This window comes from Pseudomonas sp. 21, assembly GCF_000955805.1.
Taxonomy (GTDB): domain Bacteria; phylum Pseudomonadota; class Gammaproteobacteria; order Pseudomonadales; family Pseudomonadaceae; genus Pseudomonas.
The window spans coordinates 128,470-140,741 of the sequence record NZ_JYOA01000005.1; the positions used below are offsets into that span (position 1 = coordinate 128,470).

Below are 12,272 nucleotides of genomic sequence, written 5' to 3' on the forward strand. Positions count from 1 at the left end.
CGCCACTCTAGCACAGGGGCCGTGGCGAGCCGACCGCCCGAGGCTCAATTTTCCTGCCAGAAATGTGCGCCTTCCCGCACTCCCCGGACCTCGCCATGGGCACCGAGCGTCAGGGCCAGCCCGCCCTGCTCCGCCGTATCCTGAATCCGGATGCCCAGCGCGCGGAAGCGTTCGACGACCGACGGGTGCGGATGCCCATAGGGGTTGTTGGCGCCACGGGAAATGATCGCCGTCGCCGGTCGGATCGCCCGCAGGAAGGCCAGCCCGGAGGAGCTCCGGCTGCCATGGTGCCCCGCCAGCAACCAGTCGATGCGCTCGCCGGGGTGCGCGGCCAGCCACGCCAGTTCGGCGGGTTGCGGCAGGTCGCCGGTGAGCAGGAGGCGCTCGCCGTCGGCTTCGATTTCCAGCGCGCAGGAGCGTTCGTTGCTCTCTCTGGCGCCCGCCCAGGCCCAGCTGGAGAGGCGAACACCATCGACCTGCCACTCCTCGATTCCACAGGGACGCGCCTGCAGCTCCCCCGGCAGGCGCTCAGGCTCGCCGCTGACGACCTGCGTCGGTCGCAACGAGCGCTTCACCGCCACGGCGCCACCGGCATGGTCGTTGTCCGCATGGCTGAGCATCAGCATATCCAGGCGCCCTATACCCAGACTGCGCAGCGTTGGCACGACGACGCGCTCGCCGATGTCGAAATCGCCATTGCGCGCCCCGGTGTCGTAGAGCCAGACCTGGCTGCGAGTGCGGATCAGCACTGAAAGCCCCTGCCCCACGTCCAGTACGCGGATTTCGGCCTTACCGGGCGCGGGCAGCGGGACCGCCGGCCAGAACACCGGCAGGAACATCGCCAACCCCAGTGCGCGCAATGGGACGCCGGCCGGCGCAAGCAGCAGGAGCGCCCCGAGCATCGCCAGCGCTACCGCCCAGGCGGGCGCGGCTACCGGCTGCCAGGCAGGCGCCAGCTCGGCCATCCAGCCCAGCAGCCGGAACAGCAATTCCAGCAGGCCACCCGACACCCAGAGCAGTCCCTCGCCCAGCCAGGGAACACCAAGCGCCAGACTCCCCAGCAGCGCCAACGGCACGACGACCAACTCGACCCAGGGCACGGCGATCGGGTTGGCGACCACGCCGGAAACGCTCAGCGGCAAACCCAGGGCGATGGACGCCGGCAGTAAACCGACCGCCATCAGCCATTGCGCACGCAGCCAGGTGCGCCAGGCAGTCCAGCGCCCCAGCCGCCCGGAGAAGCCGAAGATCAGCAGCGCCACCGCCGCATAGGACAGCCAGAAACCCGGCAACAGCACTACCAGCGGCTCGACGAGCAGCACCGCCAGCAAGGCGCCGAGCAGGGGCGCCCAAAGCCCCCGATGGCGATAGCGCAGGCGCCACAGCAGGACGATGGAGACCATGACGCAGGCGCGCTGCAACGGCACCTCGAAGCCAGCCATCAGGCTGTATGCCCAGGCACCGCTCGCGGCCAGCAGGCAGGCACAGGGCAACCAGGGAATTCGCGCCGGCCAGCAACCAAAGCGCGCCAGTCCGGCCACCAGTGCATAGAGCAGGCCGGCCAGCAGCGATATGTGCGAGCCGGAGATCACCATCAGGTGCAGGGTTCCGGTGTCCTGCAGGACTTGCCAGTCCGCCGGGGTCAACCCGGAGGCATCGCCCAGCACCAGCGCGGCGAGCGCCCCGGAGCGACCGTGGGCGTCCACCGCCAGCAGGCGTTGCCGCCAGGCTTCGCGCCAGGCGCGCGGGCCGCTGGAAGCCGCCACGCGCTGCCCGTCCTTCACGCTGCCGGTGGCGCCGATGCGCTGGGCAGTGAGCCACGCCTCGTAATCGAAGCCCGCGCCGTTGGCCATGCCGTGGGGCCGCTTGAGTTTCACCGCCAGGCGCCAGCGCTCGCCGCCTTCCACCGGCGGCCCGCCAAACCACGACAGGCGCAGCGTGGCAGGAACCTTCGCACGGGGACTGGAGACCTCGGTGAGCTGAAAGCGCACTGACGGCCCGGAGCGATCCGGCAGGCCCTCTACCCTGCCCTCCAGCCACAATGTGCGACCGTCCAGCTCCGGCGCCAGCCGGTCATCCAGCGCCCACTGTGCCGACTGGCAGGCCCAGGCGAAACCGAGCAGGAACAGGCCAATGAAATAGCCGCGAGTGAATAACAACGGCAACGCGAACAGCGAGAGCAGCAGCAGAACCCAGCCGGATGGAAGCTCCAGCATCCAGCGCAGCACCAGCAACCCAAGGGCCAGCGCGAACATCCCTGTACGAGGCAACGGAGCGACTCCTGGCCCCTGTGCAACCGCCGATCTGATTGACCGTCGGCGGTTACACACGGACATAGTTGGCAACGAATGGCTGTCACCTAGCTAGGCATAATGGTGCGTCGTCCGTCTGCCAGAGATTTCCTCCATGCCGCGCCGAATCTTCAAGCGCTACATGCCGGATCCGGAGAGCATCAGGAACCACAAGGGCCTGCGCTTTCTCGGACCGCTGATCCAGTCGCCCAACCTCTGGCACCTGAATCGCCGCTCCGTCTCCCGCGCCATGGGCATGGGGCTGTTCGCCGCCTTCATCCCGATCCCGCTGCAGATGCTGCTGGCAGCCTCGCTGGCGGTCTGGGTGCGAGCCAACCTGCCGATCTCGGTCGGGCTGGTCTGGCTGACCAACCCGATCACCATGCCGCCAGTGTTCTACTGCACCTACAAGATGGGCGCCTGGGTGATGGGCATCCCGGCGCGCGCCCTGCCCGAGCACCTGACCTGGGAATGGATCAGCGGCGAGCTCTCACTGCTCTGGCAGCCCTTCCTGCTGGGCTCGGTGATCTGCGGCATCCTGGTCGGCCTCCTCGGTTACCTGCTGACCGAGGGGTACTGGCGCTGGTGGATCGGCCGCAGCTGGCGACGTCGCCGGGCGCTGCGGAATTTGCAGCGCGGGCTTTAGGCACTTCCTTGTAGGAGCGAGCNTGCTCGCGAACCGCCCAAGCTCCGGAGCCGCCGACAGGTTTGTTCGCGAGCAAGCTCGCTCCTACAGGGCGATCCCTGAAACGAAAAAGCCGCCTCGAGAGGCGGCTTTTTCATGGACCGGTGAATCACTCGTAGCGCAGCGATTCCGCTGGCTGGGTCGAGGCCGCGCGCCAGGCCGGGTACAGCGTGGCGAGGAAGCTCATCGACAGCGCCGCGACACAGATCAGCACGATATCGCTGATCTGCGGGTCGGACGGCAGGTAGTTGATGAAGTAGATGTCCGAGTTGAACACATGGGTGCCGGCCAGCCGCTCCAGGGTCGAGACGATGGCGGTGACGTTGTACGCCGCCAGCACGCCCAGCACGCAACCGATGACGGTACCGATCAGGCCGATCACCGTGCCCTGCACCATGAAGATCGCCATGATCTGCTTCGGCGTGGCGCCCAGGGTGCGCAGGATGGCGATATCCGCGCGCTTGTCAGCCACCACCATGATCAGCGTGGCGATGATGTTGAAGGCGGCGACCGCGACGATCAGCAACAGCAGCAGGCCAATCATGGTCTTTTCCATCTTCATCGCGCTGAACAGGCTGCCCTGGGTGTGGGTCCAGTCCACCGAGCGGTAGCCGTCGCCCAGCTGCTTGGCGATGGCCGCACCGACCTCCGGCGCCTGGAACAGGTCCTTCAGGGCGATGCGCACGCTCTGCACCTGGCCGGGCTGCCAGCGCAGCAGGCTGGCGGCGTCGTCCACGTGGATCAGCGCCAGGGTGCTGTCCAGCTCGGCGCCGACCTTGAAGATGCCAACCACATTCAGGCGCTGCATGCGCGGGGTGATGCCGCCGGGCGCGGTGCTCGGCTCGGGAACGATCAGCAGCAGGCTGTCACCGACGTTGACGTGGAAGCGCCGCGCGGTGATCTCGCCGATGACCACGCCGAACTCGGTGGCCTTGAGGTCGTCGAGGCTGCCGCGGACCATGTGCTGGCCAATGATCGACACCTGGGTTTCCAGCGCCGGGTCGACACCGTCCACCTCGATGGGCTGCATCATGCCCTTGTAGGAGAGCATGCCGTCGACTTCGGTATAGGGCACCGCGCCGACGATCTTCGGGTTCTGCTTCGCCACTTCGGCCACGTGCTGCCAGTCGTCCAGCGGGCCGCTGGTCTGCTGCAGCACGGCATGCGGGACCATGCCGAGGATGCGCGAGCGCATTTCCTTCTGGAAGCCGTTCATCACCGAGAGCACCACGATCATGGCCAGCACGCCCAGGGCGAGGCCGATCATCGAGGTCAGGGAGATGAACGAGATGTAATGATTGCGTCGCTTGGCACGGGTGTAGCGGGTGCCGATGAAGACGGACAGGGGTCTGAACATTCCGTTATCCCTCAGGCGGCGACCAGCCGGCCCTCCTCCAGGCGCAGCACACGGTCCATCTGCTGGGCGAGGTGGGTGTCGTGGGTCACCACCAGGAAGGCGGTGCGCAGCGACTGCGACAGTTCCAGCATCAATTCCTGGATACCGTGGGCAGTGTGCTGGTCGAGGTTGCCGGTGGGCTCGTCAAGCAGCACCAGTTTCGGTGTGTTCACCAGCGCACGGGCGATGGCCACGCGCTGGCGCTCGCCACCGGACAGCTCGGACGGCTTGTGGCTCAGGCGATGCCCCAGGCCCACGCGCTCCAGCAGCGCAGTGGCGCGCTGACGTGCCTCGGGGATCGGCGTCTTGCCGATCAGCAGCGGCATGCAGACGTTCTCCAGGGCGGTGAACTCGGGCAGCAGGTGGTGGAACTGGTAGACGAAGCCCAGCGCGCGGTTGCGCAGCAGGCCGCGCTGCTTCTCGTTCAGCGCCGACAGCTGCTCGCCGGCCAGCCAGACACTGCCGGTGCTGGGCGTATCGAGGCCGCCGAGCATGTTCAGCAGGGTGCTCTTGCCCGAGCCGGAACTGCCGACGATGGCGACGCGCTCGCCGGGCAGCAGCTCCAGCTGCACGCCGGAAAGCACCTCGACCGACTGCGGGCCTTCCTCGTAGCGCTTGCCGAGGTCGCGGCAGCTCAGGACGGCCTGGTCGTTGGGGGTCGGCTTACTCATAACGCAGGGCCTCCGCGGGCTGGGTGCGGGCCGCACGCCAGGCCGGATACAGGGTGGCGAAGAAACTCAGGATCAGCGCGGCGCTGCACACCAGGATCACGTCCTCGCTCATCAGTTGCGAGGGCAGGTAATCGATGAAGTAGACGTCCGCGTTGAGGAACTTGTGGCCCAGCAGGCGTTCCAGCAGGGCAATGGCGGAGCTGACGTTGAGCGCCGCGAGGATGCCCAGCACACCGCCGATGAAGGTGCCGATCACGCCGATCACCGTGCCCTGGACCATGAAGGTCGCCATGATCTGCCCCGGCGTGGCGCCCAGGGTGCGCAGGATGGCGATGTCGGCCTTCTTGTCGGTGACGACCATGACCAGGGTGGAAATGATGTTGAACGCAGCGACCGCCACGATCAGCAGCAGCAACAGGCCGATCATGGACTTCTCCATGCGGATGGCCTGGTACAGGTTGCCGTGGCTGCGGGTCCAGTCGCGGGCGAAATAGTCGTTACCCTTCAGGGTACGGGCGATTTCCCAGGCGGTGCGCGGCGCCTGGAACAGGTCGTCAAGCTTCAGGCGCAGGCCCTCGACCTGGCCTTCCTTGAGGCGGCGCATGCGCGCAGCATCGTCGATGTGGACCATGGCGACGTAGCCGTCCAGCTCGCCGGCGCCGACGTGGAAGGTGCCGACCACCGTGAAGCGTTTCATGCGCGGGAACATGCCGGCCGGGGTGACCGAGACTTCCGGGGCGATGAAGGTGACCTTGTCGCCCAGTTTCACGCCGAGGTTCTTCGCCGCCTTGTCGCCGATCAGGATGCCGAACTCGCCGGGCTTGAGGCTCTGCAGCGAGCCTTCCTGGAAGAACTGGTCGATGATCGAGACCTTGCTCTCCTCGTTCGGGTCGACGGCGTTGATCAGCACCTTCTGCACCGTGCCGCCGGCACTGAGCAGACCCTGCATCTGGATGAAGGGCGCGACCTCCAGCACGTTGGGGTGCTGCGTCTTGATCTGCCCGGCGATGCCCTGCCAGTCGGAGATCGGCTGGTAGGACTCGACCGTGGCGTGGGGCACCATGCCCAGCACGCGGGTGCGCATCTCGTGGTCGAATCCGTTCATCACCGAGAGCACCACGATCATCACCACAACGCCCAGCGCGAGGCCGATCATGGAGGTGAGCGAAATGAAGGAAACGAAGTGGCTGCGGCGTTTGGCGCGTGTGTAGCGCGTTCCGATGTAGACGGAAAGGGGTCTGAACATGTGGGGCCGAATGAGAAGGTGATGAGTGCGTCGGGCGTCAGTTCCATCTGGCGTGCGACTTCCGTGTGGCGAGGCTCGGCAGGCGGCTTTACACTCAGACCATCACTGCCGCCGTGGGTTCGCCATGTCCACTCCAGACGCGGATGACCGCCGCGAATACTATCGTATTGAAGACACGCTCGCATTGGAATTTCGCCCGCTGCGCGAGGACGAAATCCAGTCGGGAGAAGTGCTTCAGGATGATTCCGCGCTGTTCAATCTGCTCAGCGACCTGCACCTCACCGACTTCGAGTCGCAGCACCTGCTGCGCCATATCAACGAGCGCGACCGCCCGCTGGCCAGCTACCTGAAGGTGATGAACAAGCGCATCGACCTGATCGCCCAGGCCCTGACCCAGAGCCTGCTCAGCGAGATAGGCCCGGCGCGCAGGGTGACGCTGTCCGAAGGCGGCATCAATTTCCGCGATGCCCAGCCGCTGCCGGTCGGCCAGGACCTGGCGCTGAAGATCGTCCTGCTCCCCCATGGCCTGGGCCTGCTGTTGCGCGCCAAGGTCACCCATTGCCAGCAGCAGCCTGAGGGCGACTACGAGATCGGCACCGAATTCGAGATGCTCGGCGACGCCCCGCGCCAGTTGCTGGCCCGCCACATCCTCCAGCGCCAGGCATTGGAACGCCGGCAGGCCAAGGCCCGTGAAGAATGAACCCAGGGAAATCCATGCGCCATCTGCTGCTCCTGTTGAGCCTTGTCACCCCGCTGCCACTGCTGGCGGATACCATCGAGATACCCGTGGGCAGCCAGGGCGACCCGCACCTCGTGCTGCCAGCCCGTGGCGAGAGCCAGAAGGCCGTGCTGGAGCGCTTCGGCCTGCCGGACGAGGAGCACGCGGCGGTGGGCAAGCCGCCCATCTCGCGCTGGGACTACCGCGAGTTCAGCGTCTATTTCGAGAGCGGCGTGGTGGTCGATGCCGTCCGCCAGCACCGCTCCCAGTACCTCAAAGACCTTACACCGACTCCCAAGGAGCCCCAGTGACTCTGATCTACGGCCATCGCGGCGCCAAAGGCGAAGCACCGGAAAACACCCTGAACAGCTTCCTGCGCTGCCTGGAACATGGCGTGAAGCGCTGCGAACTGGACCTGCACCTGTCCCGCGACGGCGAGCTGATGGTGATCCACGACCCGACGCTCAAGCGCACCACCGGCCGACGCGGCAAGGTCTCCGAGCAACTGGCGGACGATCTGGTGACCATGGACGCCCGCGACGGCGGCCCAGGCTGGGTGCGCCCCTGCCCTATCCCGCGCCTGGCAGAGCTGTTCGAGCGCTGCGAGTTCGAACACTGGCAGCTGGAAGTGAAAAGCGCATCGAAAGATCGAGCCGGACGCACCGTGCAGGCGATTCACCAGTTGGTGGGCCGCTTCGGCCTGCGCGACCGAATCACCGTGACCTCGAGTTCGCGCACGGTGCTGCGCGCGCTGGAGGAACTGGCGCCGGAACTGTCACGCGGGCTGGTAGCCGAATACGCCTGGCTGGACCCGTTGAAGGTCGCCGCGCACTACGGCTGCGATCTGCTGGCGCTGAACTGGATGCTGTGCACCCCGGAGCGCTTGCTGAAAGCGCAGAAGCAGGGGCTGCATGTGTCGGTGTGGACGGTCAACGAGCCGGCCCTGATGCGCCGGCTCGCCGATTTTGGCGTGGATAGCCTGATCACAGACTTTCCCGGTTTGGCCACTGCCACGATCGGGAATCGCTGAGCAGGTTCCCCCCGACCGGCTCAGGCCGCCGGTCGGGGTATTTCAAAAAATCCGGTTCAGGCCGTCGAACGCCGCTACGCGGTAGGCTTCGGCCATGGTCGGATAGTTGAAGGTGGTGTTGACGAAGTACTTCAGGGTGTTCAGTTCGCCCGGCTGGTTCATGATCGCCTGGCCGATGTGGACGATCTCCGAGGCCTGGTCGCCGAAGCAGTGCACCCCGAGGATTTCCAGGGTGTCGCGGTGGAACAGGATCTTCAGCATGCCCACCGGCTCGTTGGAGATCTGCGCGCGAGCCATCCCCTTGAAGAAGGCCTTGCCCACCTCATAGGGAATCTTCGCCACGGTCAGTTCCTGCTCGTTCTTACCGATCGAGCTGATCTCCGGAATGGTGTAGATACCGGTCGGCACGTCATTCACGAAGCGCCAGCCATCATGCTCGACGATGTTGCCGGCGGCCGAACGGCCCTGGTCGTAGGCGGCGCTGGCCAGGCTCGGCCAGCCGATCACATCGCCTGCGGCGTAGATGTTCGATACCGAGGTGCGGTAGTTCTCATCCGTCTCGATCTGGCCACGGCTGTTGACCTTGATGCCGATGTTCTCCAGGCCCAGGCGGTCGGTATTGCCGGTACGGCCGTTGCACCACAGCAGGGCATCGGCCTTGATCTTCTTGCCCGACTTCAGGTGCAGGATCACGCCGTTGTCCAGGCCTTCCACGCGCTCGTATTCCTCGTTGTGACGGATCAGCACGTTGTTGTTGCGCAGGTGGTAGCTCAGCGCGTCGGAGATTTCGTCGTCGAGGAAGCTCAGCAACTGGTCGCGGGTGTCGATCAGGTCCACCAGCACGCCCAGGCCGCTGAAGATCGAGGCGTACTCGCAGCCGATCACGCCGGCTCCGTAGATGATCAGGCGGCGCGGGGTGTGGCTCAGCGAGAGGATGGTGTCGCTGTCGTAGACGCGCGGGTGGTTGAAGTTGATGTCCGACGGGCGATACGGACGCGAGCCGGTGGCGATGACGAACTGGTCGGCCACCAGGCGCTCCACGGCGCCGCTGGGGGTGACGACTTCGACGGTGCGCTCATCGACGAAGCTGGCGGTGCCGTTGAACATGTCGATGCGGTTGCGCGCGTAGTAGCCGGTGCGCGAGGACACCTGCTTGGAGATCACCCGCTCGGCGCTTTTCAGCACGTCCGGGAAGGAGAACCAGCGCGGCTCGCCGATCTGGCGGAACATCGGGTTGGTGTTGAACTCGATGATCTGCTTCACCGAGTGACGCAGCGCCTTGGACGGGATGGTGCCCAGGTGCGTGCAGTTGCCGCCGACCACGCGACGGCTGTCCACCACCGCCAGCTTGCGCCCGTACTTGGAGGCGTTCATCGCCGCCCCCTCGCCTGCCGGGCCCGTGCCGAGAATCACCACGTCGTAGTTGTAGACAGCCATGCGTACTCCTTCAGAACAGGCCGGGGCGCCCGCTTGGCGCTCCCGGCGAAGCCCCGGCACCACATGCGCCGAGGCGGATCGAAATCATTGGCGCAGCTTAGCCCTGCGGCAAAAGGCTGCACATTAGCGGTTGGTCGGCAGGTAGGCGAATTTTGCCGTCACTACATGCCTTGACCCGCCTGCGGGCCGCCATCATGCCCGCCGAAGCTTTCATTCAGGCGACGGAAACAGCGCTTCGAAGCGAGTCGTCGCACGGGTCACGAAACCCTGGCCCTGGCGCACGATGAAGAATGCCGCCAGCCCGTTGCGCTCGGCAAAGGTATAGCCCTCCTCCGGGCCCAGCACCATCAGCAACGTCGACAGGCCATCGGCGCGCAGGGCCTGGGCTTCCGCCACGGTGACCGCCGCCAGCGCATGCCGGACCGGCGAGCCAGTGCGCGGGTCGAAGGTGTGCGAATAGCGCTGCCCGCCCTCCTCGAAATAGTTGCGGTAGTCGCCGGAGGTGGACAGGCCGATTCCGTCCAGCGCCACCGAACGCTCCACCTGCCGCTCGCGCTCGCCGCTGGGCACTTCCAGGGCGATCCGCCAGGGCGTGCCATCGGGCTTATGTCCGACCGCCTTGAGTTCCCCGGTGATCTCCACCAGGTAATCCGTCAGGCCCAGCTCGGCCAGGCGCGCGCTGACCTGATCCACAGCGTAACCGGCGACGATGCTGTCGAAGTCCAGCTGCGCGTCGACGTCCTTGCACAGTCGATCGCCGTCCAGACGCAGATGTCGATGGCCGACGCGGGCGCGTTCACGCTCCAGCGCGGCCGCATCGGGCACCCTCTCGCTGCGCGACTGCGGGCCGAAGCCCCAGAGGTTCATCAGCGGCTCGACAGTGAGGTCGAAGGCCCCGCCGCTTTGCTGCGAAAGCTGTTCACCGTAGTGCCAGAGCGTCAGCATGTCCGCCGTCAGGGCCATGCAGGCGCCGGCTGGCAAGGCGTTGAAGCGGGACACAACGGAGTCGTCACGGTAGGTGGAGAACTGCTGGTCCAGGCTCGCCAGGATCGTGTCGACCTCGGCCTTGAGCTTCGCTGCGTCCGGCGACTTGCCGGTCGGCACGAACTGCACCGTGTAGCTGCTGCCCATGGTCGGCCCGCCGAAGCGCTCGACGGATTGCCCGCAGCCGCTCAAGGCTGCCAGAACCAGCACGATCAACAGGCTTGCACGGGACAAGGTCATCTCCATCAGCCGCCAGGCGAGCGGCGCCGGGCATTCTACCGCAAGCACCCGGCGCCACTGTTTCCGCTCTGGCAAAGGTGCATTACCAAAAGAAAACGGGAGCCGAAGCTCCCGTTACTCAACCGGTTCAGGCGTCAGCCTTGGCCGGGGATTTGCGCTTGAACAGGAAGTAGCAGGCTCCCATCAGCACGATCCACACCGGGATCGCGTACACCGACACGTCAATGCCCGGAATCTGCAGCATGATGCCCAGGATGAACACCACGAAGGCCAGGCACAGCCAGTTGCCGAATGGGTACCACAGCGCGCGGAAGAACGGCTGCACACCCTTGGCCACCATGGCCTTGCGGAACTTCATGTGGGCCAGGCTGATCATCGCCCAGTTGATCACCAGCGCGGCGACCACCAGGGACATCAGCAGCTCCAGCGCCTGGTGCGGAATCACGTAGTTGACCACCACGCAAGCCAGGGTGATGAAGGCCGAGACGCCGATGGCCAGCAGCGGCACGCCACGGTCATCGACCTTGGCGAAGGCGCGCGGGGCGTCGCCCTGCTCGGCCAGGCCGTAGAGCATGCGGCTGTTGCAGTAGACGCAGCTGTTGTAGACCGACAGCGCGGCAGTAAGCACCACGAAGTTCAGGATATTGGCCGCGTACTCGCTACCCAGCAGCGAGAAGACCTTCACGAACGGGCTGCCGCTGTAGGGGTCGCCGGCACTGTTGATGCTCTGCAGCAGCGCATCCCAGGGGTACAGCGAGAGCAGCACGGCCAGGGCGCCGATATAGAAGATCAGGATCCGGTAGATGACCTGGTTGATCGCCTTGGGGATCACCTTCTTCGGCTCGGAGGCCTCGGCGGCGGTGATGCCGACCAGTTCCAGACCACCGAAGGAGAACATGATGATCGCCAGGACCATGATCAGCCCCTTCCACCCATTGGGGAAGAAGCCGCCGTGGGCCCACAGGTTGCTCACCGAGGCCTGCGGGCCGCCGGTGCCGCTGACCAGCAGCCAGACGCCGAGCAGGATCATGCCGATGATGGCGACGACCTTGATGATCGCGAACCAGAACTCGGTCTCGCCGAAGGCCTTCACGTTGAACAGGTTGATGGCGTTGATCAGCACGAAGAACACGGCCGCCGTCGCCCAGGTCGGGAAGTCCGGCCACCAGAACTGGATGTACTTGCCGACCGCGGTCAGCTCCGACATGCCCACCAGGATGTACAGCACCCAGTAGTTCCAGCCCGACATGAAGCCGGCGAAACCGCCCCAGTACTTGTGCGCGAAGTGGCTGAAGGAACCGGCGACGGGCTCCTCGACGATCATCTCGCCGAGCTGGCGCATGATCAGGAAGGCGATGAAGCCGCCGATGGCGTAGCCGAGGATCATCGACGGGCCGGCGGATTGCAGGACGCCGGCAGAGCCCAGGAACAGGCCGGTACCGATGGCGCCGCCGAGTGCGATCAGCTGGATATGGCGATTCTTCAGACCGCGCTTCAGCTCGCCTTCGTGCAGATGTTGTCCATCCATTTGAAGTCTTTCCAGGTTCGGGAATTGGCAGATTTTATTGATCGTT

10 protein-coding genes and 1 pseudogene are annotated in these 12,272 nt (G+C 65.7%); 4 read left to right on the plus strand and 7 right to left on the minus strand.

What is annotated here, in order from left to right:
- Positions 1–44: 44 nt before the first annotated feature.
- On the minus strand, positions 45–2,255 hold the full coding sequence (locus UB43_RS13385) for a DNA internalization-related competence protein ComEC/Rec2 (protein ID WP_045211647.1): 2,211 nt from the start codon (positions 2,253–2,255) through the stop codon (positions 45–47).
- A gap of 151 nt (positions 2,256–2,406) precedes the next feature.
- On the opposite strand from UB43_RS13385, the gene UB43_RS13390 reads away from it, so the two are divergent.
- The gene (locus UB43_RS13390) at positions 2,407–2,937 is read left to right on the plus strand and encodes a DUF2062 domain-containing protein (protein ID WP_024766677.1); all 531 of its coding nucleotides are present in this window, start codon (positions 2,407–2,409) and stop codon (positions 2,935–2,937) included.
- A gap of 148 nt (positions 2,938–3,085) precedes the next feature.
- Here the strand turns inward: UB43_RS13390 and UB43_RS13395 are convergent, their stop codons facing one another.
- Genes UB43_RS13395 through UB43_RS13405 form a run of 3 tightly spaced genes read right to left on the minus strand, consistent with a single transcriptional unit; the run spans position 3,086 to position 6,289 of the window.
- The gene (locus tag UB43_RS13395) at positions 3,086–4,333 is read right to left on the minus strand and encodes a lipoprotein-releasing ABC transporter permease subunit (protein ID WP_045211651.1); all 1,248 of its coding nucleotides are present in this window, start codon (positions 4,331–4,333) and stop codon (positions 3,086–3,088) included.
- 11 nt (positions 4,334–4,344) lie between these two features.
- On the minus strand, positions 4,345–5,043 hold the full coding sequence (gene lolD / locus UB43_RS13400) for a lipoprotein-releasing ABC transporter ATP-binding protein LolD (protein WP_017519266.1): 699 nt from the start codon (positions 5,041–5,043) through the stop codon (positions 4,345–4,347).
- The gene (locus UB43_RS13405) at positions 5,036–6,289 is read right to left on the minus strand and encodes a lipoprotein-releasing ABC transporter permease subunit (RefSeq protein WP_045211653.1); all 1,254 of its coding nucleotides are present in this window, start codon (positions 6,287–6,289) and stop codon (positions 5,036–5,038) included. Before UB43_RS13405 ends, lolD begins: the two co-directional genes overlap by 8 nt.
- A 124-nt stretch (positions 6,290–6,413) precedes the next feature.
- Here UB43_RS13405 and UB43_RS13410 point away from each other — a divergent pair, with 124 nt between their 5' ends.
- Genes UB43_RS13410 through UB43_RS13420 form a run of 3 tightly spaced genes read left to right on the plus strand, consistent with a single transcriptional unit; the run spans position 6,414 to position 8,037 of the window.
- Entirely contained in the window at positions 6,414–6,989 is a 576-nt protein-coding gene (locus tag UB43_RS13410) for a PilZ domain-containing protein (RefSeq protein WP_045211656.1), read from the plus strand.
- 14 nt (positions 6,990–7,003) lie between these two features.
- Complete coding sequence (locus UB43_RS13415; protein WP_045211659.1) at positions 7,004–7,318, plus strand: hypothetical protein; 315 nt, start codon at positions 7,004–7,006, stop codon at positions 7,316–7,318.
- Entirely contained in the window at positions 7,315–8,037 is a 723-nt protein-coding gene (locus UB43_RS13420; RefSeq protein ID WP_045211661.1) for a glycerophosphodiester phosphodiesterase, read from the plus strand. Before UB43_RS13415 ends, UB43_RS13420 begins: the two co-directional genes overlap by 4 nt.
- Before the next feature lie 42 nt (positions 8,038–8,079).
- On the opposite strand, the gene sthA is transcribed toward UB43_RS13420, so the two are convergent.
- From sthA to UB43_RS13435, 3 genes and pseudogenes are all read right to left on the minus strand, one after another.
- Entirely contained in the window at positions 8,080–9,474 is a 1,395-nt protein-coding gene (gene sthA, locus UB43_RS13425) for a Si-specific NAD(P)(+) transhydrogenase (protein WP_045211662.1), read from the minus strand.
- 210 nt (positions 9,475–9,684) lie between these two features.
- Complete coding sequence (locus UB43_RS13430; protein WP_045211664.1) at positions 9,685–10,698, minus strand: FAD:protein FMN transferase; 1,014 nt, start codon at positions 10,696–10,698, stop codon at positions 9,685–9,687.
- Positions 10,699–10,812: 114 nt separating this feature from the next.
- Positions 10,813–12,226: pseudogene (locus tag UB43_RS13435) on the minus strand (amino acid permease).
- Positions 12,227–12,272: the final 46 nt, after the last annotated feature.

Excerpts from the sequence above, each read along its gene's own strand:
- UB43_RS13385 (WP_045211647.1), bottom strand. The coding sequence starts at position 2,255 with ATGTTCGCGCTGGCCCTTGGGTTGCTGGTGCTGCGCTGGATGCTGGAG.
- UB43_RS13390 (WP_024766677.1), top strand. The coding sequence starts at position 2,407 with ATGCCGCGCCGAATCTTCAAGCGCTACATGCCGGATCCGGAGAGCATC.
- UB43_RS13395 (WP_045211651.1), bottom strand. The coding sequence starts at position 4,333 with ATGTTCAGACCCCTGTCCGTCTTCATCGGCACCCGCTACACCCGTGCC.
- lolD (WP_017519266.1), bottom strand. The coding sequence starts at position 5,043 with ATGAGTAAGCCGACCCCCAACGACCAGGCCGTCCTGAGCTGCCGCGAC.
- UB43_RS13405 (WP_045211653.1), bottom strand. The coding sequence starts at position 6,289 with ATGTTCAGACCCCTTTCCGTCTACATCGGAACGCGCTACACACGCGCC.
- UB43_RS13410 (WP_045211656.1), top strand. The coding sequence starts at position 6,414 with ATGTCCACTCCAGACGCGGATGACCGCCGCGAATACTATCGTATTGAA.
- UB43_RS13415 (WP_045211659.1), top strand. The coding sequence starts at position 7,004 with ATGCGCCATCTGCTGCTCCTGTTGAGCCTTGTCACCCCGCTGCCACTG.
- sthA (WP_045211662.1), bottom strand. The coding sequence starts at position 9,474 with ATGGCTGTCTACAACTACGACGTGGTGATTCTCGGCACGGGCCCGGCA.
- UB43_RS13430 (WP_045211664.1), bottom strand. The coding sequence starts at position 10,698 with ATGACCTTGTCCCGTGCAAGCCTGTTGATCGTGCTGGTTCTGGCAGCC.